General features: G+C 60.6%; 20 protein-coding genes and 1 tRNA gene. 10 read left to right on the top strand and 11 right to left on the bottom strand.

Annotated features, from left to right (window positions below; all coding sequences use genetic code 11):
- Window positions 1-103: 103 nt before the first annotated feature.
- A tRNA-Trp gene (locus tag GOV79_RS16985) sits at window positions 104-179 on the bottom strand.
- A gap of 143 nt (window positions 180-322) precedes the next feature.
- On the opposite strand from GOV79_RS16985, the gene GOV79_RS16980 reads away from it, so the two are divergent.
- Entirely contained in the window at window positions 323-1,027 is a 705-nt protein-coding gene (locus GOV79_RS16980) for a lysophospholipid acyltransferase family protein (protein WP_170773862.1), read from the top strand.
- On the opposite strand, the gene GOV79_RS16975 is transcribed toward GOV79_RS16980, so the two are convergent.
- From GOV79_RS16975 to GOV79_RS16955, 5 genes are all read right to left on the bottom strand, one after another.
- Window positions 1,024-1,269, bottom strand: a complete 246-nt coding sequence (locus tag GOV79_RS16975; protein WP_170353360.1) for a MoaD/ThiS family protein — start codon at window positions 1,267-1,269, stop codon at window positions 1,024-1,026. The genes GOV79_RS16980 and GOV79_RS16975 overlap by 4 nt on opposite strands.
- Window positions 1,262-3,517: a xanthine dehydrogenase family protein molybdopterin-binding subunit gene (locus GOV79_RS16970; RefSeq protein ID WP_170790730.1), complete on the bottom strand. Its 2,256-nt coding sequence runs from the start codon at window positions 3,515-3,517 to the stop codon at window positions 1,262-1,264. The genes GOV79_RS16975 and GOV79_RS16970 overlap by 8 nt, the downstream gene beginning before the upstream one ends.
- Window positions 3,517-3,996: a (2Fe-2S)-binding protein gene (locus GOV79_RS16965; protein WP_170353362.1), complete on the bottom strand. Its 480-nt coding sequence runs from the start codon at window positions 3,994-3,996 to the stop codon at window positions 3,517-3,519. The genes GOV79_RS16970 and GOV79_RS16965 overlap by 1 nt, the downstream gene beginning before the upstream one ends.
- Window positions 3,993-4,859 carry an FAD binding domain-containing protein gene (locus tag GOV79_RS16960; protein WP_170790728.1) on the bottom strand — a complete coding sequence of 289 codons (867 nt, stop codon included), beginning with the start codon at window positions 4,857-4,859 and terminating at the stop codon, window positions 3,993-3,995. The genes GOV79_RS16965 and GOV79_RS16960 overlap by 4 nt, the downstream gene beginning before the upstream one ends.
- A gap of 129 nt (window positions 4,860-4,988) precedes the next feature.
- On the bottom strand, window positions 4,989-8,201 hold the full coding sequence (locus GOV79_RS16955; protein ID WP_170790727.1) for a reductive dehalogenase: 3,213 nt from the start codon (window positions 8,199-8,201) through the stop codon (window positions 4,989-4,991).
- Window positions 8,202-8,278: 77 nt separating this feature from the next.
- Between GOV79_RS16955 and GOV79_RS16950 the strand changes: the two genes are divergently transcribed.
- Window positions 8,279-9,175: a LysR family transcriptional regulator gene (locus tag GOV79_RS16950; protein WP_170786899.1), complete on the top strand. Its 897-nt coding sequence runs from the start codon at window positions 8,279-8,281 to the stop codon at window positions 9,173-9,175.
- Window positions 9,176-9,185: 10 nt separating this feature from the next.
- Here GOV79_RS16950 and GOV79_RS16945 read toward each other — a convergent pair whose 3' ends face one another.
- From GOV79_RS16945 to GOV79_RS16935, 3 genes are read right to left on the bottom strand one after another with little or no spacing between them, the layout of a single operon-like run.
- A complete protein-coding gene (locus GOV79_RS16945; protein ID WP_331252703.1) occupies window positions 9,186-10,457 on the bottom strand; it encodes an NAD(P)/FAD-dependent oxidoreductase in 1,272 nt (423 codons plus the stop codon).
- A gap of 39 nt (window positions 10,458-10,496) precedes the next feature.
- Window positions 10,497-11,531 carry an ACP S-malonyltransferase gene (locus tag GOV79_RS16940; RefSeq protein WP_170790723.1) on the bottom strand — a complete coding sequence of 345 codons (1,035 nt, stop codon included), beginning with the start codon at window positions 11,529-11,531 and terminating at the stop codon, window positions 10,497-10,499.
- Window positions 11,528-13,720, bottom strand: coding sequence for a dehydrogenase E1 component subunit alpha/beta (locus GOV79_RS16935; RefSeq protein WP_170790721.1), 2,193 nt, complete (start codon window positions 13,718-13,720; stop codon window positions 11,528-11,530). Before GOV79_RS16935 ends, GOV79_RS16940 begins: the two co-directional genes overlap by 4 nt.
- A gap of 235 nt (window positions 13,721-13,955) precedes the next feature.
- On the opposite strand from GOV79_RS16935, the gene GOV79_RS16930 reads away from it, so the two are divergent.
- On the top strand, window positions 13,956-14,840 hold the full coding sequence (locus GOV79_RS16930) for a LysR family transcriptional regulator (protein ID WP_170790719.1): 885 nt from the start codon (window positions 13,956-13,958) through the stop codon (window positions 14,838-14,840).
- Window positions 14,841-15,016: 176 nt separating this feature from the next.
- Here GOV79_RS16930 and GOV79_RS16925 read toward each other — a convergent pair whose 3' ends face one another.
- Both GOV79_RS16925 and GOV79_RS16920 read right to left on the bottom strand, forming a co-directional pair.
- Window positions 15,017-16,174, bottom strand: coding sequence for an acyl-CoA dehydrogenase family protein (locus tag GOV79_RS16925; protein WP_170790717.1), 1,158 nt, complete (start codon window positions 16,172-16,174; stop codon window positions 15,017-15,019).
- A gap of 89 nt (window positions 16,175-16,263) precedes the next feature.
- Complete coding sequence (locus GOV79_RS16920) at window positions 16,264-16,842, bottom strand: TetR/AcrR family transcriptional regulator (RefSeq protein WP_170786911.1); 579 nt, start codon at window positions 16,840-16,842, stop codon at window positions 16,264-16,266.
- 300 nt (window positions 16,843-17,142) lie between these two features.
- Here GOV79_RS16920 and GOV79_RS16915 point away from each other — a divergent pair, with 300 nt between their 5' ends.
- The 7 genes from GOV79_RS16915 to GOV79_RS16885 all read left to right on the top strand — a co-directional run bounded on the left by GOV79_RS16915 (window position 17,143) and on the right by GOV79_RS16885 (window position 25,543).
- Complete coding sequence (locus GOV79_RS16915) at window positions 17,143-17,607, top strand: nuclear transport factor 2 family protein (protein ID WP_170790715.1); 465 nt, start codon at window positions 17,143-17,145, stop codon at window positions 17,605-17,607.
- A 12-nt stretch (window positions 17,608-17,619) separates the two neighbouring features.
- Window positions 17,620-18,240 carry a pyridoxamine 5'-phosphate oxidase family protein gene (locus GOV79_RS16910; RefSeq protein ID WP_170786915.1) on the top strand — a complete coding sequence of 207 codons (621 nt, stop codon included), beginning with the start codon at window positions 17,620-17,622 and terminating at the stop codon, window positions 18,238-18,240.
- 31 nt (window positions 18,241-18,271) lie between these two features.
- Window positions 18,272-18,448 (top strand): hypothetical protein, encoded by a 177-nt coding sequence (locus GOV79_RS16905; RefSeq protein ID WP_170773835.1) that lies wholly within the window; start codon window positions 18,272-18,274, stop codon window positions 18,446-18,448.
- Window positions 18,449-18,542: 94 nt separating this feature from the next.
- On the top strand, window positions 18,543-21,014 hold the full coding sequence (locus tag GOV79_RS16900) for a heavy metal translocating P-type ATPase (protein ID WP_170790713.1): 2,472 nt from the start codon (window positions 18,543-18,545) through the stop codon (window positions 21,012-21,014).
- Window positions 21,011-21,400, top strand: a complete 390-nt coding sequence (gene cueR / locus GOV79_RS16895; protein ID WP_170786919.1) for a Cu(I)-responsive transcriptional regulator — start codon at window positions 21,011-21,013, stop codon at window positions 21,398-21,400. The genes GOV79_RS16900 and cueR overlap by 4 nt, the downstream gene beginning before the upstream one ends.
- Window positions 21,342-22,370 carry an NAD(P)-dependent oxidoreductase gene (locus GOV79_RS16890; RefSeq protein WP_408015522.1) on the top strand — a complete coding sequence of 343 codons (1,029 nt, stop codon included), beginning with the start codon at window positions 21,342-21,344 and terminating at the stop codon, window positions 22,368-22,370. The genes cueR and GOV79_RS16890 overlap by 59 nt, the downstream gene beginning before the upstream one ends.
- Before the next feature lie 107 nt (window positions 22,371-22,477).
- Complete coding sequence (locus tag GOV79_RS16885; RefSeq protein ID WP_170790709.1) at window positions 22,478-25,543, top strand: aminotransferase class III-fold pyridoxal phosphate-dependent enzyme; 3,066 nt, start codon at window positions 22,478-22,480, stop codon at window positions 25,541-25,543.
- Window positions 25,544-25,590 lie beyond the last annotated feature (47 nt).

The raw sequence follows: 25,590 nt of genomic DNA, 5'->3' as shown, positions 1-25,590 counted from the left end.
CCTTGGGTGTTTCGCCGGACAATATGCCAATCGCCGGGCCGAGGAAACCGGAATGCAAAGGAATAGCCCAAATTGGCGCGTGGATGTCAGCGATATTGGGAAATGGCAGGGGCAGCAGGGTTCGAACCCGCGACCTACGGTTTTGGAGACCGTCGCTCTACCAACTGAGCTATACCCCTAAGGTGGGCATCAGATATGCCAGCCGCGCGGCGGACTCAAGAGGCTTTTTCAGATTCCGCCGCTCTAAACCCATGCGACAAACAAGTTGCGCATGGCGTTGAGTTCTATAAGACACAATTTGCTTGGCAGAAGGACCCCGCTCGTGAGTATCCGCAAGAAGATCGCTGATAGTGAAGCCCTGTTGAACTGGGCTGCGCGGCGCATTGCGTGGTATATCCGGCTGGTCAATCGCAACACCGAATGGCAGCGTATTGGCTATGAGGAACTGGACCAGTTGGCCGAGCAGGGCGAACCGGTCATTGTGGTGCTGTGGCACCAAAGGCTGGCGCAATCGCCCTATTTCTACCCGCTGGACAAGGGGCCCATCTGCTCCATCACCTCTTCTGCTCGAGCCGGCAGCATGGTTGGTCGCGTGCAAAAGCTGTTCGGCATGGACACGATCGCCATGACCAGCAAGAAATCGAATAACATTGCCGTGTCGCGCGAAGTGATCGGCAAAATGAAGCAAGGCATTTCCATCGGCATCGCCGCAGACGGTCCACGCGGGCCGGAAAGGGTGTTGTCCACGGTGCCTTTAGTCTGGGCGAGGACCTCAGGCAAGCGGGTGTTCGGGATTACTTTTTCCGCGGAACATGGTCGCGAGGCAGGCACATGGGACCGGTTGCTGATGCCGCGCCCCTGGCGCAACAAGGGCGTGTTTCTGTGCCGAGAATGGACGGAAACCGTGCCGCGCAAAGCGTCTGACGAGCAGATAGAAGATCTGCGCCTCAGCCTTGAACAACATATGAATGACATCACGGCCGAGGCCGACCGCATGGTTGGCCGCGAGCCTTGGTCGCCGTCCTAACCGCCACGCAGACGCTGCATTAGGTAAACTTCACTGCCTTCGGGGATCGGTTCCGTCAAACCGGTTGCGATGACGCGTCCGTCGATGGCGATGGACACGCCCGCCTCAATTGGGCCTTCCAGTTGCGGATGCGTCCTGACCAGTTCCCGTAGCAGATCGCCGGTGGTTTTGGCCTCGACCTCCACCACCTGCTGACCCCCGGTCAAAGACCGGAGGCCGGACCAGAGGTGGACCTCAACCATTGTCCTTGAGCGCCGCCAGAATGCGCGGCGGGGACATCGGCAGTTGCTTCATCCGCACGCCAGCTGCGTTGGACACAGCATTGGCGATGGCGGCCAAGGGCGGCACGATGCCCGTCTCACCCACTCCGCGCACACCGAAGGGGTGGCCGGGGTTGGGCACTTCGACGATCACCGTGTCGATCATGGGCAGGTCGCTGGCGACCGGAATGCGATAGTCAAGGAAGATCGAGTTCTGCAACCGTCCATCCTCGCCATAGATATATTCCTCATTCAGCGCCCAGCCGATACCTTGCGCGGCACCGCCCTGGAACTGGCCCTCGACATAGGTCGGATGGATCGCCTTACCAGCGTCCTGAATGACCGTATAGCGGGTGATCGTGGTCTTGCCGGTTTCCGGGTCGACCTCGGCGTCAACAATGTGGGTGCCAAAGGACACGCCTGCGCCTTCGGGCGTCGCCTCAAAATGGCCCGAGATCGGACCCCCGGTGCGTCCCATTTTGGCAGTGATATCTGCCAGCGGCATCGGGTCAAAGTCGCCCGCGTTCGGGCCCGAAGGCACGGCGCAACCGTTTTCCCACTTCACGGCTTCAACCGGGATATCCCATTTGGCCGCTGCACGTTCGCACAGTTTTTCGACAGCATGGCGCGCCGCCTTGATCGTCGCCAGACCCGAAGCATAGGTCACCCGGCTACCGTGGCTGACGTCATTATACCCCAGCGTTGCGGTGTCTGCGACGGTGACACGGACGTTCTCATATGGAATGCCCAGCACCTCAGCCGCCATCAGTGCCATCGACGCGCGCGAGCCGCCAATGTCGGGCGTGCCCACCATCAACTGGGCTGATCCGTCTTCGGACAACGCCAAGGTTACCGAGGTTTCACCCCCGTGGTTGAACCAGAAGCCGCAGGAGACGCCGCGTCCCTGCCCCGGCTTCAACGGCGCCGAATAATGCGGATGCGCCTTGGCGGCCTCAAGCGTTTCGACCAGACCGATGCGTTCATAGCGCGGGCCATAGCTCGCCTTGGTGCCCTCATGCGCGGCGTTCTTCAGGCGCACCTCAATCGGGTCGAGACCCAGCTTGTTGCACATCTCATCAATGACCGACTCGACCGCAAAAGCCCCCATCGGCGCGCCCGGCGCGCGATAAGCGGCTTGCTTGGGACGGTTGGCCATTACGTCATAGCCGATCTGTTTGACGTTGGTCAGATTATAGGCCGCAAAGGCACACATGGCGGTCATATCGCCGGGCGCGCCGGGGAACGCGCCGCCTTGCAGACGGAACTCACCGCGCGCCGCCGTGATCGTGCCGTCCTTTTTCATGCCGATCTTGATATCCATCGAGGCCGAGGCGGTCGGCCCCGTCGCCCGGAACACCTCGGACCGGGTCATGACCAGCTTGACCGGGCGGTTGGCCTTGCGGCTCAGCGCCAGCGCGACGGGTTCGATAAACACGGTGGTTTTACCGCCAAAGCCGCCGCCGATCTCGGACGCGGTCACGCGCAGTTGCGAGGTCTCGATCCCCAAAAGCGCCGCACAGGTTTTCTGCGCAATCCAGTGGCCTTGCGTGGTGCACCACAGCTCACCCTTGCCGTCATTGCCCAACATGCCCAGACAGGCGTGGGGTTCGATATAGCCCTGGTGCGTCGCCTCGGTAACAAAGCTGTCCTCGTGGATCAGATCCGCCTCGGCGAACCCCGCCTCGACGTCGCCGTGACCGCTTTCATGATAGCGCACGACGTTCGGGTGCATCCCTTCGGGCACAGAGTAATCCGCAGCGCCTTCGCGGATGACCGGCGCATCCGAGGCCATCGCCTTGTCCACGTCTGTGACGTGGGGCAGGACCTCGTATTCGACTTCGATCAGCTTCAGCGCATCCCGCGCGGCCAGTGCCGAGGTCGCCGCCACAGCAGCCACCGCATGACCATCATAAAGAGCTTTTTCACCCGCCATGACGTTTTCCAGCACGTTCCAGAATTCGCCAGCCAAACCCGGCTTGAACGGCACGTCGGCGAAATCAGCCCGTGTCACGACAGCTTTGACGTCTTTCAGCGCCTCAGCCTTCGATGTGTCGATTTTCACGATCCGCGCATGGGCGTGGGGTGAGCGCAGGATCGCGCCATGCAGCATGCCGGGCGCAGACATATCCGCGCCGAACTTGGCGCGGCCCGTCACCTTATCCAACCCGTCAGGGCGGTTCGGACGGGTGCCAACAAAAGTGAATTCCGTTTTACGATCGTCCAGAGCCATTACGAAGCCTCCCGCAATTCTTCTGCCGTTTCCATGACGGCGCGAATGATCTTGTCATAACCGGTGCAGCGGCACAGGTTACCCGCCAGCCAGTACCGGGTTTCTTCCTCGGTCGGGTTGGGGTTTTTCTCCAGCAGAGATTTGGCTGCCACTAGAATGCCCGGCGTGCAGATGCCGCATTGCAGGGCGGCATGTTCGATGAACTTCTGTTGCAGCGGGTGCAGCACGTCACCATCGGCGATACCTTCGACGGTTTCGATGGTCTTACCCTCGGCCTCAGCGCCCAGCATCAGGCAGGAACAGACCAGACGGCCATCCACAGTGACCGAACAGGCACCGCAATCGCCGGTGCCGCAGCCCTCTTTCGCGCCGGTCAGGTTCAGCTTGTCGCGCAGGCAGTCCAGCAGGGTTTCGCGCGGGTCGCACAGAAAATCGACCTCATCGCCGTTCACGGTGGTCGTTACGTGGAGCTTGCTCATGCTTTCTCTCCCTTCGCGCGGGCATAGGCGATTTTCGCGGCGCGCTTGGCCAGAACGCCAGCGACCTCGGTGCGGAATGCGATCGTGCCGCGTTTGTCGTCGATTGGGTTACAGGCGGCCGATGCCGCAGCCGCCAGCGCGTCCAGCGCAGCATCGTCCAGAGTGCTGCCGATGATGGCCTTGGCACAGTCTTCAACCAGCAGGACAGTCGGCGCGACCGCGCCCAGCGAGACGCGGGCCTCAGTCACGGTATCACCGTCCAGACGCAGGCTGACACCCACGCCAACAACGGCGATGTCCATCTCAGTGCGCGGGATGAACCGCAGATAGGCGTCGCCAGCGTTGTCTCCGCGTGCGGGGATTTTCACAGCCGAGATCACCTCACCCTTGGACAGCGAGGTCTTGCCGGGTCCGGTTGGGATTTCCTCGACAGCCACATCACGCGTTCCATCTGGGCCAGTGACAGAAACGGTCACACCAGCGGCAACCATCGCAGGCACCGAATCCGCCGCCGGAGAGCCATTGCACAGGTTTCCGGTCAGCGTTGCGCGACCCTGAACCTGGGTCGATCCGATCAGGTCCATCGCTTCGACCACGCCAGGCCAGTCGCTGCCCAGCTCAGGGTGCTCGCTCATCTCGGCACCTGTGGCAGCAACACCCAGTGTCCAACTGCCGTCCGCGTTGCGGGTTATATCGCTGACGCCGTCGATCTTTTTGATGTCGATCAGCGTATCGGGCGTGACCAGTTCCGAGCGCAACTGCACCAGAACGTCCGTGCCTCCGGCCAAAAAGCGGGTGACCCCTTTTGCGTTTGCAGCCAGAGCCGACGCCTCGGCAAAACTGGCGGGGCTGTGATAATCCATGAAAATACCTCGCACCTGTTGATCAGGATTCACTAGGGTTCGCTGGGGACGTTAGTGCAGCCGTGCCGTAACGTCCATGGCCAGAGCGACCAATTTTTGCGTTTCAGAATTTCGTTTCCCAACCTTGGCTCAGAGGTCGATCTCGATCACACCATCCGGCTGCGCCGCCCGGCTTTGGCATAGGATGATAGCGCTCTCACGTTGTTTCTTGGACAAAACGAAATCGCGGTGTTCGACCTCACCCGAATTCACGCCACATTTGCAGACCCCACAGATGCCATCGGCGCATTTCACATCCACGTGAATGCCTGCCTCGTTCAGCACCTGCGCTGCATCTTTGTCGGCGGGTACAGTCAGATCTCGACCCGATTTTGCCAGCCGCAAAGTGAAGGCGTGATTCTCATAGTCCGGCTGCTCGGGGACCGAGAAATACTCCAGATGCCGCGCTTCTTCGGGAAAGCCCTGACGCTCAGCCGCTTGCATAACTCCGTCCATGAAGCGATCAGGACCACAGGTATAGACGTGCCAACCGTCTTGATATCCCGACAGGACGGCTTCCAGATCGGCCCGTGTGCCTTCGTCCGAGAAATGATAGTGCACGTGATCCGCCCAAGGCATCGCTGCCAGATCCTTCAGATACCCGGCCTCGGCACGGGTACTGGCCGAATAGTGCAGCTGGAACGGTTTGCCCACGGCATACAGACGGTGAGCAAAGGCTATCATCGGAGTGATGCCGATCCCGCCGCCCATCAGGAAGGTCTTGGTTGCGCCCTCGTCCAGTTCGAAATGGTTGATGGGTTTCGAGATGAAGACCTTGCGCCCCTCGTTGAAAATGCGGTGCAGCAGAGCTGAGCCACCGCGTCCCTCATCCTCGCGCAATACACCGATCTGATAGGTGGCGCGGTCGGATGGGTCACTGGACAAAGAGTACTGCCGCAGGAATTCCGGCGCGACCAGCACGTCCAGATGCGCGCCTGCCGTCCATTCGGGCAGTGGTGAGCCGTCCAGCGTCGAGAATTCGTACTTGGTCACATCCGCAGTCATCTTGTCGACCTTGGTCAGTGCGACGCGCATAACCGGGGCATCGCCCGCGATGGTATAGCGGTGGATCACCGACAGATCGCCCGCCGCTTTGCGCGCCTTGTATTCCTCGGCCGTGACCATGGCCTCATAGGCTGCGATCCCAGCCTCGCGGTCCATGGCGAACGGATAGGGCCAGGGATGCGGGGCCAGATAGGCGGGGTAGACGGCCAGAGTCTGATCTTCGTATTTCAGGTCTAGGTCGGTTTGCAGATCGCGCCGGTTCAGCGGGTGGTCGGTCGGGCGATAGGCGCCGTCCGGTTGCAGCTCCAGATCCCACCACCATTTCTTGACGTCGTTCAGCCCGCCATTGCCCACGGCATCATCCAACCGCGCCAACGCGGGAGCGGCCTTGGGAATATTCATAGCGGCCCAGCGGAAGGGGCGTTCCTTGAAGATGCCCTCAAGGTTCCAAGGGCAGGTCTTCATACACCGCCCGCACATCGCCCCACCCGGCGTGGTCACCCGGTAGGTGGCGCATTTTTGGCTGTCAGACTTCCAGATCTCATAGCCGTTGAACATCAGCTTCGGCCCGGCCGTGATCGCACCCGAAGGGCATTCGCGGGCGCATTTGTTGCAGCTTTCGCAGAAGGCCTGCAGACCGAAATCGATCGGCTTGTCATGCGCCATCGGCATATCGGTCGTCACCGCGCCGGATTTCAGACGGGGGCCCAGATAGGGGTTCAGGATCACCTCTCCGATGCGACTGACCTCGCCCAAACCGGATAGTAGCAGCAGCGGCGGCTGCAACACCTCGCCATCCATCACCGTATGCGCGCGGGCCTTATAGCCCAGATTGCGGATCTGCTGCGCGATCACTCCACCCAGTAACGAAAACCGCAGATAAGCGCGCATCGACTGCGCGACACTGATCCAGTCATCGCCGCTGGCGCCCTCCATCGTTTCATAACCCTGGTCGATGATCATGCTGATTGCCTGGTCATGGGGAGGTGTGATCTCCTCGCCCGTTGCATCATGCGAGTACCAAGCCCAGTCCGGGCACCGGCTGAGACCCACCGCATCGACCCCCAGAAAATACGTTGCTGCCTTGATATTCGCGGCGTTGCGCGCGGCATCGGTCGGCCTAGCAGTGTCAGCGCTTTCCCCATCCTGCAACAGCACGAACGCGCCCAGCGCGCGGCGTTGTGCGGTGCTAGGCGCGGCCTTGCGCACATAATACCCGCCCTTGGCCCCGTCTTGCAGATGCTTACCCATATCCCCGAACTGTGCGCGGGCGAACATATCGGCGCGCTTGGGGACGCGGGCCACGTTTTCCTCATCAATATAGGTAGTGGGCGCATCAACCCGCCTGAGGTTCTCAAACGGGTGCGCCCCGTCCACATAGCGCCGATTGGCATAAGGATCGCGGTTCAGCGCGTTCTTGGCAAAGCCCGCGCCCAGCCACCACGCGGGGCCTTGAGTACGAAACCACGGCTGCTGCGTCATGGGTTGCAGAGGCTGATCGTGTGCGATCTCCATCTCGGTCGTGACCGCAGCCAGTCCGAACCGTTTACCCAGCCACGGCGCGACCAGCTCTCCGTCTTCGACCGAACACAGCCCCGCCGCGACGGCCAGCTTACCCAGATCAACCTCAGAGGACATGACCGTATGCGCCCGCGCATCAAAGCCCAGAACGCGCAGGTAGTTGGCCACGACCACCGCATTCTCGGTCGCCAGCAGACAGGCGCGGTGATCCTGCGCATCCATGATCCAATCCGCGCCGGTCTCGTTGGGGTCCGGGTCGCGGTTGTGTTCGTACAGAAAGACAATTGCATGGCGATGGGTGTCCATCGGGCGCGGCGTGGCCTCCATGCTTTCTTTGAGATCGGCCATGATCAGGTCGATCCCCGAAGCCAGCGTCTTGGTCTGCCGTGTCTTCAGCGCATGGGCCAGACGGTCAATATCGGGGTTGCGGCGGGGTTCGGTCAACAATGCCTCGCACGGCAGAGGACCACACCCCATCATCGAGGCATCATTGAAATAGCCAAACGCTTTTAGATGGTTGGCGCGCTCGGTCACGTCAGCAGGCACCTCGGAGACCACAGGATTCACGAACCCATCGCGGATCGTGTCCAGCATCGCCTGAAACTCCCCCATCGCGTTGACGATGCTTTCCGGGCGCTTGGGGCGATGAAAGCTGAGCGACTGCATCGGCGGCACCGCCGACAGATCAGGCATTTCCGCTTGCCGTGCCAGCCGCTCTGACGGATAGCCGCCCATGTGAACGGGCCTGTTCTTGTCCGAGAAAAAGCGGATTGCCATCCTGTGCCTCCTGTTGGGTTCAGCTTTCCCTAATCCGCCATGGACCTCAAAACCATTCATGAATAATCATAGATGGTATGAGTAATATTGATTTTACCGATCTGGACGGCAAGGTCCTTCGTGTCTTCCTGACCATTCTCGAGGAAAGCTCGGTCTCGAAGGCGGCCGACCGGTTGGGCGTCACGCAATCGGCCATCAGCCATACGCTGGCTAAGCTGCGGCAGGTTCTGGGCGATCCGCTATTCGTGCGCTCGGGCCAGGGCCTGACCCCGACCGAGCGCGCCTTGGCGCTGAAAGACCCGGTTCAGCATGTTCTGGACGGGATGCGCGCCCTGACCGAAGACCGCCCCTTTGATCCGCAAGCCGAACAGATGCAGATCCAGATCGCCACCAACGATATGCCGCGCGAGTTGATCTTTCCCACTCTGCTTCGGGCCGCGCGATCTGAAGGCATTGGCCTGCATCTGGGGTTCATCCCATCGGGCGTGCCGGACCCGGACCTTCTGCGCAGCGACCGATGCCAGTTGATGTTGACACCGCTTCCGCCCGACGGGCCGGACATTTTTCAAAAACGCATCCTCAGCAGCCCGCTGATGATCTTCTATGACGCCGCACAGCGCAAACCGCCGGACAGTTGGGACGTCTATTGCAGCACCGAACATGTCGAGGTGCGGTTCGCCGATGGTCGAAGCTCGCGCGCGGTGATGCGCGGCGTGGACCAGAGCCAGATCAGACCGCCCACCGTCACCCTGCCCCATTTCAACGCCATCCCGTCCTTTGTGAAAGGCAGCGACCTAATCTCGACCGACACCGCCTTGATGAAACGCGGGCCGTTGGCGGCGCTGGATTGCGCGCCGTTGCCTTTCACGTGTGAGGAGGTCTCGATCTACATGGTCTGGCACCAGAGATCGGCGAATGACCCGGCCCATCGCTGGCTGCGCGGCCGGATCGAACGGATTGCCGCCGCACTATGAAGGGGGCGGTTTAGAACCGGGCTTTGATGAGATGCGTCAGCGCCGCACCGGTCTCAAAATATGCGCGCCGCAGCCCGGTCCAGCTTTCGCGGTATCCCTCAACTGGCGGAACGGGCAGGAGGGCGGGATCATCGCGTAGCAAACTGTCGGCCATCTGGCGACCAAAAACAGTCCCCGGCCCGATCCCACGCCCTGAAAACCCGTGCGCCGCCAGCGCATTCGGGCCGATCCGCGTGATTTTCGGAATGTGGTCCGAGGTCATTGCGATCCGCCCGTGCCAACCTTGCACCAACGGCTGGTCGGCCAGCTGCGGATAAAGCGCCGCTATCTTGCGTTTCGCCCACGCCTTATGGGCACTGCTTCCTGCATGACCAAGCTCCCCCATCGCGCCGATGATGAACCGCCCGTCCTGATCCAGCCGGAAAGACGTCATGATCAACCCGGTATCCCACGCCCCTTCGCCCCCGCGCAGGATACTGGCGCGCAGGTTGTCCGACAAAGGGGCCGTGGCAAACTGGAAGTAATAAACCGGCACATAGGCGGGCGCGGTATCCGGCATGCCCCGGTGATAGGCATTCGTGGCCTGTATCAACGCCATCGCCCGGACAGAGCCTTGGGCTGTTGTCAGGGTCCAGACATCGCCATCATGGGACAGAGAGAGAACCGGGCTTTCCGTAAAAACCTGCGCCCCCGCCTGAGTCGCGGCGCGGGCCAAGCCGCGCACATAGGCCAGAGGCTGAATCGTTCCCGCCCGCGGATCGAAAAGCGCCCCGTGAAATGCTGCGCTGCCGGTGCGTTGCCCGGCCTGATCGGTGCTCAACAGTTCCACCGGCGCGCCTGCCGCCTTGAGCTGCGCATGGCGGTTTTCCAAGTCCCTGAACCCCGCCCCCGAATGCGCGCAATGCAGGGTGCCGTTGCGGACAGGCTCGCAATCGATCCCGTGCAGCGCGATCAGGTCGAACACATCCCCCGGTGCAGCGCCCAAAAGGTCGATTAGGCGATTGCCCGGCTCAGCCCCGAGATGCGTCCGGATCTCGTTCGGTGGCAGCCATAGCCCCGCATTGGCAAAGCCCACATTGCGACCCGACCCACCATGCCCGATCTCATGCGCCTCCAGCAGCGCCACCGACGCCCCCGATTGTGCCGCCGTCAAAGCCGCCGAGCAACCGGTATACCCGCCACCGATCACGGCCAGATCGACCGTCAGATCGTCGGTCAGAGGGGTGCTGTCCACATGCTCGCGGCAGGTGTTCAGCCAGAGGGACTGGTCATGGTCGCTCACATCGGGCTCCTTGCGCATGCGCGGATCATCAGGGCTGCGTCAACCGGTTGCAAGCGAACGCTGATCTTCTCGCCCCATAGCGATCAGAAAGGGCTGTGCGTCCTGCTGCGCCTGAAATGCCGCTTTGTCGGACATGCCCTTCCAATCGGCCAGAACCAGCGACTGCGCCACCGCCCCACCCAGGGTTGCCCCTGGTCCGGTGACGATGAACAGATCGGGCGCAAACTCGCGCGCGGCAGTCTGGATGGCGCGGGTGAAATCATAGGTATCGGTGACTTGATGCCCTAGGGTGTAGTCCCACAGCGCTTGGGTGTCCGTCGCCCCTGGCCACCAGATTTTTCCACGCCCATCGATCAGAGGACGTTCGGGCGGGTCAAACATATCCGCAGACAAACGCGCCCGCCCTTCGGCGGCCACCGGCGCTTGTAGCGCAGTGTGAAACGCGGCGTGGTTTGCCAAGCGCATGGGAAAGCGATCCTGCACAGTTGGTTGCGCGTGTTCAAACGCGCTTAGGCCGGCCTCATTACCTGCCAGAACCAGCATACCGCCCAGATCGATCGACAATGCCAACTCGTGCCCGTCCAGAGCGTCAATCCGCACGACATCGGCCAACAGTTCAGCCTTGCGCTCGGCGTCGTTCGACCAATCCTCTCGGGCGAACGGATACACAAGCTGCCCGCCGATCAGGTGGTCCTGCATCAGCGGGCCCATGGTGTTCACCACGCGGAATCCGTTTTCTGGCGTGACCGCGCCGCCCGCCGCCAAAGCGATGTACCACCCCATCGAGTTTCCGGTGACGGCAACGACTTCGATATCAACCGCCAGCGACTGCGCATCGGCCAGCGAGGCTGCGTAAATCAAAGGCGACGCGATATCGCCACGAGAATACGTGCTGATCGTATACCGACCTGCACCATCCAAGGCCGTGACCCCTTCTTGCCCTGCCTCTGCGCGAATTGCGTCAAACTGGGCAAACAGCTGCATCCGGTCAGCATGATGGCGATGCAGATAGCCCAATTCGGGTTTGTTGTATGTCCCCCGACCGGGGCAGATCAGAACAGCGGTGCGGGTCATTGGCGACCTCCGGTCAGGTTTAATGCGGCGGCCACAATCCCGTCTTTCGACGGCAAGGGCGCAGCATAGGCGGGGCCGGTTGCTATGAAACTGTCGTCGGCGACAACACGGGCGATTGGAGTGGCCGGACTTTCTTCGGCGAAGAAAGTCATCAGCGCCTCGGACTGGCTGCCGGTGCGGCGGCATTCGTCGACGATCAGCACATGTGCGCAGCCCTTGGTGGCCTCGTACAACGCCTGAACAGGCAGTGGCGCCAGCCAGCGCAGGTCGATGATCCGCACGTTCAACCCCGCCGCCTGCAGTTCGGGCAGCGCCTGTTTCGACAGGTAATGCCCGTTGCCATAGGTCACGATGGCCAGATCGGTACCGTCGCCATGCACGCCCACCTCACCCAGCGCAATCCGTTGATCCGGTGCGGGATAGGTCGTCATCCACCTCCCGTCCTGCGCCCCATTCAGGTCACGCATGGGATAGAGCGCAATGGGTTCCAGAAACACCACCACCCGCTGTTCTTCGCGCGCCAGGCGGACGCATTCGCGCAGCATCTGCGCCGCATCCTCTCCGGTCGAAGGACAGGCGATGACTACCCCCGGAATATCACGCAGCACGGCCAGCGAGTTGTCATTGTGAAAATGCCCGCCGAACCCTTTCTGATAGCCCAGCCCGGCAATTCGCACGACCATAGGGTTGGTGAACTGCCCGTTCGAGAAAAACGGCAGCGTCGCGGCCTCGCCCCTGATCTGATCCTCCGCGTTGTGTAGATAGGCGAGGAACTGGATCTCGGGGATCGGCACAAACCCGTTATGGCCCATGCCAATCGCCAGCCCCAAAATCGACTGCTCGTCCAGCAGCGTGTCGATCACCCGGTCCGGCCCGAACCTCTGTTGAAGTTTTTGCGTGACGCCATAGACGCCCCCCTTACGGCCCACATCTTCGCCCATGCAGACGATCTCGCCATGCTCCAGCATCAGATCGGTCAGCGCCCAGTTGATCAGACGGCTCATGGGCTGAGGGTCTTTCATCGCCCGCATATCGCCACCAAACGCCTTTGCGCGCGCCTCGGCACTAGGGCCATTGGTGGGTTTGCAAACGCGCTTGGGCGGGATCAGGCTGGCCATCACCTCGGCGGCGGTGCCCAAATGCGGGCGCGTGGTGGTCTCGGCAGCGATGCGATCAGTGCGGGCGCAGGTGTCCTGATATATCTCCAGCGCCTGATCCGGCGACAGTGCCCCGGCCTGATCCAAAAGGCGCACAGAATGCAGCAAAGGGTCATTTGCCTCATCCGCTTCGACCTCGGATTTGGGCATATAGGTGGTCGGTACGTCAGCACCAGCATGACCGTAAAGACGTACGGTTTTCAGGTGCAGGAAGGCAGGTTTGCGGCGGGTGCGCACATAGTCGGCAGCCTCTTGCGCGACGGCATAGGTCTCGTAGATATCCAGCCCGTTGGCCTGAAAATACCGAATGCCGGGGCGATGCTCCATCGACGTCTGTATCCAGCCCTTTGGCGTTTTGACCGAGATGCCGATTCCATTGTCCTCACACACAAACAATAAGGGCAGCGGCGTCGCTTGCACGCTGGTCCAACCCGCCGTGTTAATCGCGCCCTGTGCGGTCGAGTGGTTGGCCGAGGCATCCCCGAAAGAACACATGGCGATCCCGTCCTCAGGCAACTCACGGTGCTCAGGCGCATGCCGCCGCGCCGCGCCCAGAGAATAAGCCGCGCCGACCGCCTTGGGCAGATGGCTGGCAATGGTCGAGGTTTGCGGCGGGATGGTCAGCGCCTTGGACCCCAACACCTTGTGCCGTCCGCCCGACGTGGGGTCTTCGGAAGAACAGGCAAAACTCAGCAGCATGTCCCAGGCGATCTGCTGGCCCGGTACCTGCTCTGCGCGGGCGATCTGAAACGCGGCATCGCGGTAATGAAGAAAGGCGATATCCGTGGCGCGCAGAGCATGGGCCACGGCCGCCATCCCCTCGTGCCCGGATGAGCCGATCGTGTAGAACCCCTGCCCCGCCTTCTGCATGGCGCGGCTGGTGCGGTCCAGCGCGCGACTCAGCACTTGCGAGCGGAACAGTGATACGGCATCGGCATCGCTCAGACCGGACCGGGGCGCGTTGCCTGCGGGAAAATCGCGCGCGGTGACGCGTTTGAGGAAGTTCTCATGCACGATATGAGCGCGATCCATCTGCGCCTCCGTCCTTTTGTTGTCGGATCATGGGCGCTGCCGTGCCCTGTGATCCCCGTGGTGGCCTACGAACGGCCAGGTCTTCTGTTACAGCAATAATCGCGCCCACGATTGGCGAGCAAGACCTCTGCCGGATCATCGCCGCCGAAGACCGAGTTAAAACGCATCAATCTATCAGGCTGGTGCAATCGAAATGCCAGTGATAATCCATCCGAAAGGTATGAGGAATAATCATATGATCGCCCCCCGACGTTTCCTGCCCTCCATCCCGTCCCTGCTGGCGCTCGAAGCTGTGGACCGCCTTGGCAGCGCCTCTGCGGCGGCCGAAGAACTCTCGCTGACACAAAGCGCAATCAGTCGCCAACTCAAAACAATGGAGGAACAACTGGGCATCGATCTGATCCAGCGCAGCCAGATGCGCCTCCACCTGACCCCGGCAGCCAAAGAATATGTTCAGGTCGCGCGTACTGTGCTGCATCAACTGGCACAGGCTTCGGTCAAGTTGAAAGCAAACCCCAAGGGCGGGTCGCTGAACCTGTCGATCCTGCCCGCTTTCGGCATGCACTGGCTGGCCCCCCGCCTTCAGGATTTTGCACGCCGCCATCCCGAGGTAACGGTGAACCTCAACACACGGCTCCGACCTTTTGATTTCGAGGTCGAGCATTTCGATGCCGCCATTCATTTTGGACAACGGGATTGGCGGGGCGTGAATTACTTGCCCATCATGCGTGAGGATGTCGTGCCGGTCTGTTCCCCCTCGATCCTGCCAGAGCGGGCAGATCGCATCGACTGGCTGCTCAGCACGCCTTTGCTCCACCTCGAAACCCGCCCGGATGCGTGGGAGAGATGGTTTGCGTTTCAGGGCAAAGAGGTGTCTGGGCTTGGCGGAATGCTGTTCGACCAGTTTTCGACCATGGGGCAGGCAACCGTTCACGGGTTGGGTGTGGCTCTGCTGCCGAGTTACCTTGTGAAAGATGACCTGCGCTCAGGGCGTCTTGTTCCCGCTTGGCACGGTCCGGGCGTCAGTCTGGGAGATTTCTACTTGGTCTGGCCCCAATCCAGGGCCGAATCCGAGCCGTTGAAATCCTTTGTTGAATGGCTACGCGGACAGGTCGGGTAACCCAAACCTTAAACCAGCACGCGTAACAACAGTAGCAAACTGCGCGGCCTTCGGCCTTGCGTCCTGCGGACGGCAGGGGGCCGGGCAGGCGTGGGCTGAGCCCGCGCCTGCCCGGCCCAACAGGAGGAGATGTTTCGCCAGAAACGTCAACGACGGGCGAGAGCGCCCTGTCGTTCTTATTTGTCCAGCGAGCGGGCGATGAGTTCTTTCATGATCTCATTGGTGCCGCCATAGATTGTCTGTACCCGCGCATCCGCGTAAAGCCGCGCAATCGGGTATTCCATCATGAATCCATAACCGCCAAAGAGCTGGAGGCATTCACCCATGATTTCATTCTGAATTTCGCTACCCCAGTATTTCGCCATCGACGCCGTGGCCGCATCTAGCGTACCCGCCTGCAACTGAGCCAGACAGTCATTGAGGAAGCTGCGTAGAACTTCGGCTTTGGTCTTGCACTCCGCCAGCTTGAAGCGCGTGTTCTGGAAATCCATCACGCGCTGACCAAAGGCCTTACGCTCTTGCGTATAGCGCACAGTCTCGGCGATGGCGAAATCAATCGAACCCAGAGCGATCAGAGCAATCGTCAACCGCTCCCAGGGCAGCTGCTTCATCATCTGATAAAAGCCCTGCCCCTCTTCAGGACCAACCAGATTGGTCATCGGCACTTTGACGTTCTCAAAATACAGCTCGGCCGTGTCGTTGGCCTTCATGCCCAGCTTCTTGAGGTTGCGCCCCTTGCGGAAACCGTCGGCGCCCTCGGTCTCGACCGCGATCAGCGACACACCCTTAGAGCCTTGCGACTTGTCGGTCTTGGCCGCCACAAGGATCAGATCGGCCGACTGACCATTGGTAATAAAGATCTTCGAGCCGTTCAGGCGGTAGGAATTGCCGTCCTTATCTGCGGTGGTGCGGATCGCCTGCACGTCCGACCCGGTGCCGGGTTCGGTCATAGCCAGTGCGCCGACCATCTCACCCGAGGCCAGTTTCGGCAGCCATTTCTGCTTTTGCTCTTCGCTGCCGTAGGCCATCAAATAGTGGATCACGATCGACTGGATCGGATAGCCCCAGCCGCAATTGCCGTGCGACGACTGGGCATAGAGAGTGACCGCATCAAACCCCAGATCCCCGCCAACGCCGCCATGTTCCTCTGCGATCGAGCCAGCCATCAGGCCCATCTCACCGGCTTTTTGCCAGAATGCGCGGTCGACCATCCCCTGATCATTCCAACGCTCTTCGTTGGGGACCAGTTCGTCCTGCATGAACCGATCCGCCATTTCGGCGAACATGCGGTGTTCTTCAGTGACCCAGCTTGCAGAGCTTGTAAACAAAGACATCAAGTGTCCTCCCATATCAATTTCTCCGGAAGGTACTCTTCGTCTCACTGCAATCCAATGCGCCAAAAGACGCCACAACGTAACGTCTTTCAGGCTTTTTCCCATCCAGGCAGCGCGCCTTTCAATAGAGTCAGCGCCGCGTCTTTTGCATCACGTGCCGGATCGCAGCTTTTCAACAGAACAGCGGACACGATAGCGCCTTCTTTCAAGATCAATATCTGACAGCCCAGCTTTTCAGGATCAGCCGCCCCGGCGGCGCGGGCCAAATCCGTGAAGTACTCCAACAACAGACGCTTGTGCTCGGCCGCCTGAACGTGGATCGGGTGATCCTTATCCTGATATTCAGCCCCTGCCTTGATGAACATACAGCCGCGATATCCGTCTTCCTGAAACCATTCAGCCAACGCATCGAAACTGGCCAACAGCTTTTTCGCCGGCGTTTGGCCCAGCGCATCGATCCGCTGATAAAACCAAGTGCGAAAGTTCTCGTCTCTCAGCTGCAGGGCCGCGACGATCAACTCTTCCTTGGTCCGGAAGTGTTTGTACATCGAGGTCTTTGAGACGCCCGTTTCCGCCACCAGCTTGTCCATACCAGTGGCGTGAAACCCGTCCCTGTAAAAGACCTGCAGCGCATTGCGGACAAGTTCGTCGCGTTTGTTGGGGCGCATGATTCGGCTCCTGAGTGTACTGATCAGTACATAATTGTAGCCGCGTCCTGCGACAAGGTTACACGAAATCCAACGTCAACAGCCTTGAAAAGAAGCCGATTTAGCGTCGGTCGCAAAGTTTTTTCACTTTGAGACTTGCAAAAGTTTACCGATCAGTACACATTCTCTTCAAGATGTACCGATCAGTAAACTTAGGAGCTTTACAATGAAACGCCGCACCAGCCCGTTTTCCCCTCAGTACGTCCCGTTCCTGTTGACACTTGCGATGCTTGCCGCCGCGCTGACCTGAAAGATCAAGACATGAGCCGACCCCCTCTGCCCCCCTTCACCCTGGAAACTGCTACACAAAAAGTGCGCATGGCTGAAAATGGCTGGAATAGCCGCGACCCCGATCTGGTAACGCCCGCTTATACCGAGGACAGCCAATGGCGAAACCGCGCTGAATTCCTATCGGGACACAAAGACATCCATGCCTTCCTGACCCGCAAATGGAACAAAGAACTGGACTACCGTCTCATCAAGGAACTCTGGGCCTTTTCCGGCAACCGGATTGCTGTGCGCTATGCGTATGAATGGCACGACGACAGCGGCCAATGGTTCCGGTCTTATGGCAATGAGAATTGGGAATTTGCCGAAGATGGCCGGATGGCCAAGCGCCATGCGTCGCTGAACGACCTGCCGATTGCCGAGGAAGACCGGTTGTTCCGCTGGCCTCAAGGCCCACGGCCCGAAGATCACCCCGGCCTGTCTGATCTGGGCCTGTAGAAAGGATCGCCCATGCCCCGCGCCTTTTCCGAATTGACCTTCACCCCGGCGGTTCTGGCCCATCAGGAACGGATGGGATCAGCAAGGACCTATGCCAAGTTCATCGAAGACGGGCCGCAGCAAGGGCACCAGATCGGTCCGGCAGAGAAAGCGTTTATCGAGGCGCGGGACGGGTTTTACCAATCTACAGTGTCCGAGACCGGCTGGCCCTATGTACAATATCGCGGCGGGCCGATTGGGTTCCTGCGCGTGCTGGGGCCCACGACTATCGGCTACGCCGATTTTTCGGGCAACAAGCAATATATCTCGCGCGGGAATCTGGACGGGAATGACCGGGTAGCGATGATCCTGATGGACTACGCCAACCAACGCCGGTTGAAAATACTGGGTCGGGTAGAGTTCACCGAGGGCGAAGCCGCCGCCGCCAGCCTCTATCCCGATGGGGCCGAAGCACCAGCCGAACGCGCCGCGATCATCCGGGTGGAGGGGCTGGACTGGAACTGCCCCCGACACATCACGCCGCGCTTTACCGAGGCCGAATTGCGCCCGCATCTGAACACGCTTGGTCAGCAACTGGCGCAGCTTCAGGTCGAGAACGAAAAGTTAAGGCAAGAGCTGGCACAAAGATCTTGAACCGACCCGTAAGGTCTCAGTGAGTTTAGGAATGGAAAAACTGTCAATGCTACGCACGACACTCAACCTCACCGGCCTGTGCCTTTTGGGCCTGCTGGCTTGCGTATCGGTCCTGATGCTGGGCTTTTTTGCCTCGCCCGAAGCCGTGCGCGCAGCGCCGCCTGCGCAGTATAACTCGCTGTTGTTGCAAGCCTTGCCCCAGCGCTGAGCCACAATGCATGGCGGGTATGCGGCATAAACCCTTGACCTTCCCGTGACTGGAACCCCCACTTAGAGGGCAACAGCAGATCAGGATGAGTCGGATGACCACCGCACATGAAACCCGATTGAACATCACAAGAATGGGCTGCGCATCCTGCGTGGGGCGCGTGGAAGCGGCTTTGCAAGGCGTCGCGGGCGTGTCCGAGGCAACGGTGAATTTCGCGGCCGGGACGGCGCAGGTCGCGTACGACGGCCCCCTCAGCGATGTAACGCAAGCGCTGCAGGCTGCGGGGTATCCGGCTGCAATAGCCGATGTCACGATGAAAATCGACCAGATGAGCTGCGCCTCTTGTGTGAACCGGGTCGAGCGTGTGTTGCGCGCCGACCCCGCCGTGATCGCAGCGGATGTGAACTTGGCCACCGAAAGCGCAACGATCCGCTATGTAGAGGGCGCGACAGACCCTGCCTCGCTTGCAAAACTGTCGGGCGATGCAGGGTATCCGGCGCATATCGCCCAGACGGACGAGACCTCCGCCGACAAGGCACATGAGGCCACGGCACTGACCCGCACGACTTTGATCGCGGCAGCGCTGGCCTTGCCCGTATTTGTCCTTGAAATGGGCGGACACATGATCCCCGCCTTTCATCATTGGGTACATCAGACCATAGGATTGCAGGCCAGCCACCTGATCCAATTCGCCCTGACCTCGGCCTTGTTGGTCGGACCGGGCCGGGTGTTTTACGTCAAGGGTATTCCGTCGCTGCTGCGGCGCGCACCGGATATGAATGCGCTGGTTGCAATGGGTACGGGCGCGGCGTATCTGTACTCGGTCATCGCCACTTTCGCGCCGGGCCTCTTACCGCAAGGCAGCGCGAATGTGTATTTCGAGGCTGCCTCGGTCATCGTTGTCCTCATCCTTCTGGGCCGCGCGATGGAGGCGCGGGCCAAAGGCCGCACCGGCGCTGCGATCCGCAAGCTGGTAGGCCTGCAGCCAAAAACCGCGCGCGTCGAACAGGGCAACACCACCGTGGACCGCCCGATTTCCCAGATCAACGTCGGCGACGTCCTGCAAATCCGCCCAGGCGAGCGGGTTCCGGTAGATGCCGTGGTGCTGGGCGGCACGTCCTATGTCGATGAAAGCATGATCAGCGGCGAGCCCGTCCCGGTTGGTAAAGCCCCCGACGATCAGGTGGTGGGCGGCACGGTAAACGGCACCGGCGCACTGCGCGTGCGTGCGGCGCGGGTCGGGGCTGATACGGTTCTGGCGCAGGTGATCCGGATGGTTGAACAGGCGCAGGGGGCCAAGCTGCCAATTCAGGGGCTGGTCGACAAGATTACCGCGTGGTTTGTGCCTGCCGTGCTGGCTGTTGCACTGTTGACCATTGCGATCTGGCTGATCTTCGGACCAGCTCCTGCCCTGCCGATGGCGCTGGTCACGGGGGTTTCGGTCCTGATCATTGCCTGCCCCTGCGCGATGGGTCTAGCGACGCCAACTTCGATCATGGTCGGCACCGGGCGCGCGGCTGAGTTGGGTGTTCTTTTCCGTAAGGGCGATGCTCTGCAACAGTTGCAACAGGCCAAAGTTGTGGCCTTAGACAAGACCGGTACTCTGACCATGGGCCGGCCCGAGCTGGAAAGTGTCACCACCGTCAACGGGTTCGATCGCGACAACGTGTTGCGCCTGGCCGCTGCGGTGGAATCGCAGTCCGAGCACCCCGTCGCCACCGCCATCACGCGCGCCGGGCCTGCGGACTTGCCGCAGCCAACAGAATTCACATCTCAGACCGGGCTGGGCGTCCGGGCCGTGGTTGAAGGGCGCGAGGTGGTGATCGGTTCTCCCCGGCTGATGGACCGGAACGGGGTGGATTTGTCGGGCCTGACGCCCGAGGCAGATCAGCGCGCCGCCGCAGGGGCCACGCCTTTGTTTGTGGCGATTGACGGTCAGGCTGCGGCTTTGCTGACGGTGTCGGACCCCGTCAAACCCGGCACGATTGAGGCTCTGGACAGGCTGCACGCGATGGGCCTGACACTTGCCATGGTCACGGGGGACAACGCCCGTACAGCGCAGGCGCTGGCCGATAAGCTGGGCATCGACCACGTGACCGCCGAGGTGCTGCCCGATGGCAAGTTGCAGGCGATCAATGCTCTACGCGACCAATTTGGCGCGCTGGCCTTTGTGGGCGATGGCATCAACGACGCCCCTGCGCTGGCCGCTGCCGACACCGGCGTGGCGATTGGAACCGGCACTGATGTGGCGATTGAAACCGCCGATGTCGTGCTGATGTCCGGCGATCTGCGCGGTGTGGCCAATGCCGTTGAGATCAGCCGCCGGACGATGCGCAACATCCGTCAGAACCTGGTTTGGGCCTTCGGGTACAACACCCTTTTGATCCCGGTGGCGGCGGGCGCTTTGTATCCCCTTGGCGGACCGCTGCTGTCCCCGGCTTTGGCAGCAGGAGCGATGGCCTTGTCCAGCGTCTTTGTCGTCACCAACGCCCTGCGTTTGCGACGGGTGCGGGCCAGCCTGCCCGAACGGGACATGAAACACCAAACTCAGGCGGTGGCCTCATGAATATCGGAGACGTGTCGACCCAGACAGGCCTGCCCGCCAAAACGATCCGGTACTATGAAGACATCGGGCTAGTCAAACCGCTGCGGGACGACAACGGGTATCGGGTATTTCGCAGCCAGGACGTGCACAAGCTGAACTTTCTGGGCCGCGCTCGCGCATTAGGGTTCACCATCGAAGACTGCCGAACCCTGATGGCACTTTATGAGGACGAAACCCGCGCCAGCGCGGATGTCAAAAAGGTCGCCCGGGCACATCTCGCGCAGATCGAGGCCAAGATCGCCGATCTGAACGCCATGCGGGATACGCTGGGCCATCTGGTAGAGGCCTGTGCCGGGGACGACCGTCCAGATTGTCCGATCCTGCAAGATTTGGGTGGCGAACCATAGCGCAGGGTTGCCCTTTTCGCGCAGCTTTGCTTTGTCTCTGCTAAACATTCCGATCTGCTGCACTAAGTGGGTATCGGACAGCAGAGAGGATCTCCACATGGCAAAAGTCGCGTTTTTGGGTTTGGGTGTAATGGGCTATCCGATGGCCGGCCATTTGCAAGCCGCCGGTCACGACGTCACCGTTTATAATCGCACCACAGCCAAAGCTGAGGCTTGGGTCGCCCAGCATGGTGGCTCGATGGCGGCGACACCACGCGAAGCCGCTGAGGGCGCAGAGTTTGTCATGGCTTGTGTGGGCAATGACGACGATCTGCGCATGGTCTGCAATGGTCCGAACGGCGCGTTTCATGGTATGTCCGACGGGTCGATATTTGTTGATCACACAACCGTATCCGCCAAAGTCACGCGTGAGCTTTACGAGGCCGGAAAAGCCGCAGGTATTGCGTTTGTTGATGCTCCGATCTCAGGCGGTCAGGCGGGGGCTGAGAATGGGGTCTTGTCGATTATGTGCGGCGCAGATCAGGCGGCTTATGATGCGGCAGAACCGGTGATGCAGGTCTATTCCAAAATCTGTCGCCGTATCGGCGAAAGCGGCGCAGGTCAGATGACCAAGATGTGCAACCAGATTGCCATTGCCGGATTGGTGCAAGGTCTGAGCGAGGCGCTGCATTTCGCGGAAAAGGCCGGGTTGGACGGGCGATCGGTTGTTGAAGTGATCAGCCAGGGGGCGGCCGGCAGCTGGCAGATGGCCAATCGCTATGAGACGATGCTGGACGATCATTTCGACCATGGCTTTGCGGTCGATTGGATGCGCAAGGATCTGGGGATTTGCCTGGATACCGCAGATGAGACCGGAGCCTCGCTGCCGGTGACCGCCTTGGTCGATCAGTTTTACAAGGATGTACAGAAACTGGGCGGGGGACGGTGGGATACGTCCTCGCTGATCAAGCGGTTGCGCGCTTTGGGGTGATAGGGAAAGGGGGGCGGTCTGCCCCCATCGCGCCGGGGCGGGATTCCCCCCAAGGATATTTTTGGCCAGATGAAGAGGATCCCGTTTTGCGCGGGTCAGGGTTTGGAATGGACGACATAACTGTGTTCTGGGCGGCCGCGTTGCGGACGCAATGGGGATTGGACGCCAAGCTGACCCGGCTGGATGGCGAATATGATCTGAACTTCTTGGCGCGGGCGACCAATGGGCAGGATTATGTTCTGAAGGTTATGCGGCCAGGATGCGAGGCCGGGCTGGTGGACTTGCAGATCAAAGCGTTGGAGCATCTGGCCTCGGAAGCGCCCGGACTCCCGTTGCCCAAGGTGTTTAGCGATTTGAATGGGCGGCTATTGCCCCAGATTACGGATCAGGACGAAAACCCCCGGCTGGTGTGGCTGCTCGAATGTCTGCCGGGTTCGTGTTACGCCAACGCCGCGCCTAAATCCGAGGAGTTGATCCTGAAACTGGGCCGAGTTCTGGGAGCGACCGACCGAGCGCTTGAGCGGTTCGATCACGAGGGTTTGCATCGCGCGGGCTTCAAATGGGACCTGATGCAAGCCAGTTGGATTGCGGATCATCTGGATACGATCAGTGACGCCGCGCGCCACTTGTTATTGTCCGACATTTGCGCAGAGTTCGACACTGTCCGGGAGACTTTGAACGACCTTCCGAGACAAGCCATCCACAACGATGCCAATGACTACAATATTTTGGTTGAAGGAGAATTAGGGCAGCGCCAATCTATCGCGGGCTTAATTGATCTTGGGGACATGTGCGCGGCACCCCGGATTTGTGATCTGGCGATCGCTGGGGCCTATATCGTTCTAGACCACCCACAGCCTGAGAGAGCGCTGGCCGCTTTGGTACGAGGGTATCATGCGGCCAATCGATTGCGGGCAGATGAGGTTGATCTGATCTGGCCGCTGTTGCGGATGCGGTTGGCGGTGTCGGTTGTAAACTCGACCTTGATGGCAATTAAGAACCCAGATGATCCCTATGTGACAATTAGCCAGGCCCCTGCCTGGCGGTTTCTGGAAAATGATACGGTCAATGGCGGCTTGATGGGCGCGCGGTTGCGCGTGGCCTGCGGGTTGCCTGTGACCGATGGGGCCGAACGGGTCCACGCTTACCTAACCGAACATCGAGGGCAGTTCGCCCCGATTTTCGGACAGGATCTGAGTGATGTGCCGATGGGGTCGCTGTCGGTTGAAAACTGCGTCTGGCCGCAAAACCCGTTCCACATGCCCTTGGCCGAGGCCGCGCGCGTAGGTGAGGAATATGGCGAAGGCCTGTGGCTGGGCTACTATAACGAGCCGCGCCTGATCTATGCCGAACCCGGGTTCCGCAAGGGGCCGTGGAAGGCCTCTGACCGGCGCACGGTGCATTTGGCCGTAGACGTCTTTGCCCCGGCGGGTACCGTGTTGCATGCTCCGGTCAGCGGGCGGGTTGAGGCGGTCGAGAACCGCGATACTCATCTGGACTATGGCGGCGTGGTGATCCTGCATCATGAAACGCCCGAAGGGGATGCGTTCTATACGCTGTATGGTCATCTCGACCCCGAGGTATGTGATCGACTGAAGCCCGGTGATCCGGTGGCGCAGGGCGCAGCGTTCGCGCGGTTGGGGGATGCCAAGCAGAACGGCGGCTGGGCCCCACACGTTCATTTTCAACTGGCAATGACCACCGACGGGATGCAAAGCGACTGGCCCGGCGTGGGCGACCCGGATGAGATGGAGCTGTGGCAGGCGGTTTGCCCCAACCCGGCGGCGCTGCTGAACCTGCCCGATGACAAGGTGTTTTATCAGCCGGCCGACAAACACGCGATTCTGCAGGGGCGGCGCGACCACTTTGGAGGCAATCTGAGCCTGACCTATGACGACCCAGTCATGCTGGTGCGCGGTTGGAAGCACCACCTATTCGATGAATGGGGTCGCCCCTATCTGGACGCCTATAACAACGTCCCCCATGTAGGCCACGCGCATCCACGCATTCAAGCGGTGGCGTCTGATCAGTTGCGGCGCATGAACTCGAACACTCGCTATCTGCACCCGGCGCAGACCGAATTTGCCGATAAGGTGCTGTCGAAATTGCCTGATCACCTTGAAGTCTGTTTCTTTGTGAACTCCGGCACCGAGGCGAACGAACTGGCCCTGCGGCTGGCCCGCGCACATACCGGGGCCAAAGGGATCGTGACACCCGATCACGGCTATCATGGCAATACGAATGCGGCGGTTGCGATCTCGGCCTATAAGTTCAACAAGCCTGGTGGCGTGGGTCAGGCGGATTGGGTCGAACTGGTTGAAGTGGCCAACGACTATCGTGGATCGTTCAAGCGCGACGATCCCGACCGCGCCACAAAATTCGCGAATTTTGTGGACCCTGCGATTGCCGCTTTGCAGGACAAGGGCCACGGCATCGCCGGTTTCATCGCCGAGACCTTCCCCTCGGTCGGGGGTCAGATCATCCCTCCCAAAGGATATCTGCCCGCAGTCTACGAAAAAATCCGCGCCGCCGGAGGGGTGTGTATCGCCGATGAGGTGCAGACCGGACTGGGGCGTCTGGGTGAGTACTACTTTGGCTTTGAGCACCAGGGCGCGCTGCCCGATATCGTGGTGATGGGCAAACCGATCGGCAACGGGCACCCCTTGGGCGTGTTGGTCACGACCAGGGAAATCGCACAAAGCTTTGACAACGGGATCGAGTTCTTCTCGACCTTCGGCGGATCGACCTTGTCTTGCCGGATCGGGAAAGAGGTGCTGGACATCGTCGATGACGAGGGGCTGCAGGACAATGCCCGCGTGATGGGCGGACGGCTGATGGACGGGTTACGCAGGATCGAGGCCGATTTCGGTTGTGTCGGCGATGTGCGGGGCATGGGCCTGTTTCTGGGGGTCGAGTTGATCAACTCAGACGGCTCCGAGGGCACCGAGATCTGCAAATACGTCAAGAACCGGATGCGCGATCATCGCATTCTAATCGGCAGCGAAGGGCCCAAAGACAATATCCTCAAAATCCGACCGCCTCTGACAATCGAGGCCGAGGACGTTGACATGATTCTGTGGGCATTGGGGAATGTTTTGGCCGAGGTGGGCGACTATGCCCCTGCCCCAACATGTGATCATGATCACCACCATGCCGGCTGCGGGTGCTGCTGAACGATCAGACCTCTGGCCAGAAATGACCAGAGGTCTGGATCGGCATC

The organism is Ruegeria lacuscaerulensis, from assembly GCF_013034745.1.
GTDB lineage: Bacteria > Pseudomonadota > Alphaproteobacteria > Rhodobacterales > Rhodobacteraceae > Ruegeria > Ruegeria lacuscaerulensis_B.
Note: the sequence above shows the minus strand (reverse complement) of the source record. Positions and strands in the feature narration are given on the sequence as shown.

What these genes read in the sequence shown, in the direction of transcription:
- GOV79_RS16975 (WP_170353360.1), bottom strand. Translation starts at nt 1,269, where the DNA reads ATGGTTGAGGTCCACCTCTGGTCCGGCCTCCGGTCTTTGACCGGGGGT.
- GOV79_RS16970 (WP_170790730.1), bottom strand. Translation starts at nt 3,517, where the DNA reads ATGGCTCTGGACGATCGTAAAACGGAATTCACTTTTGTTGGCACCCGT.
- GOV79_RS16965 (WP_170353362.1), bottom strand. Translation starts at nt 3,996, where the DNA reads ATGAGCAAGCTCCACGTAACGACCACCGTGAACGGCGATGAGGTCGAT.
- GOV79_RS16960 (WP_170790728.1), bottom strand. Translation starts at nt 4,859, where the DNA reads ATGGATTATCACAGCCCCGCCAGTTTTGCCGAGGCGTCGGCTCTGGCT.
- GOV79_RS16955 (WP_170790727.1), bottom strand. Translation starts at nt 8,201, where the DNA reads ATGGCAATCCGCTTTTTCTCGGACAAGAACAGGCCCGTTCACATGGGC.
- GOV79_RS16950 (WP_170786899.1), top strand. Translation starts at nt 8,279, where the DNA reads ATGAGTAATATTGATTTTACCGATCTGGACGGCAAGGTCCTTCGTGTC.
- GOV79_RS16940 (WP_170790723.1), bottom strand. Translation starts at nt 11,531, where the DNA reads ATGACCCGCACCGCTGTTCTGATCTGCCCCGGTCGGGGGACATACAAC.
- GOV79_RS16935 (WP_170790721.1), bottom strand. Translation starts at nt 13,720, where the DNA reads ATGGATCGCGCTCATATCGTGCATGAGAACTTCCTCAAACGCGTCACC.
- GOV79_RS16930 (WP_170790719.1), top strand. Translation starts at nt 13,956, where the DNA reads ATGATCGCCCCCCGACGTTTCCTGCCCTCCATCCCGTCCCTGCTGGCG.
- GOV79_RS16925 (WP_170790717.1), bottom strand. Translation starts at nt 16,174, where the DNA reads ATGTCTTTGTTTACAAGCTCTGCAAGCTGGGTCACTGAAGAACACCGC.
- GOV79_RS16920 (WP_170786911.1), bottom strand. Translation starts at nt 16,842, where the DNA reads ATGCGCCCCAACAAACGCGACGAACTTGTCCGCAATGCGCTGCAGGTC.
- GOV79_RS16915 (WP_170790715.1), top strand. Translation starts at nt 17,143, where the DNA reads ATGAGCCGACCCCCTCTGCCCCCCTTCACCCTGGAAACTGCTACACAA.
- GOV79_RS16910 (WP_170786915.1), top strand. Translation starts at nt 17,620, where the DNA reads ATGCCCCGCGCCTTTTCCGAATTGACCTTCACCCCGGCGGTTCTGGCC.
- GOV79_RS16905 (WP_170773835.1), top strand. Translation starts at nt 18,272, where the DNA reads ATGGAAAAACTGTCAATGCTACGCACGACACTCAACCTCACCGGCCTG.
- GOV79_RS16900 (WP_170790713.1), top strand. Translation starts at nt 18,543, where the DNA reads ATGACCACCGCACATGAAACCCGATTGAACATCACAAGAATGGGCTGC.
- cueR (WP_170786919.1), top strand. Translation starts at nt 21,011, where the DNA reads ATGAATATCGGAGACGTGTCGACCCAGACAGGCCTGCCCGCCAAAACG.
- GOV79_RS16885 (WP_170790709.1), top strand. Translation starts at nt 22,478, where the DNA reads ATGGACGACATAACTGTGTTCTGGGCGGCCGCGTTGCGGACGCAATGG.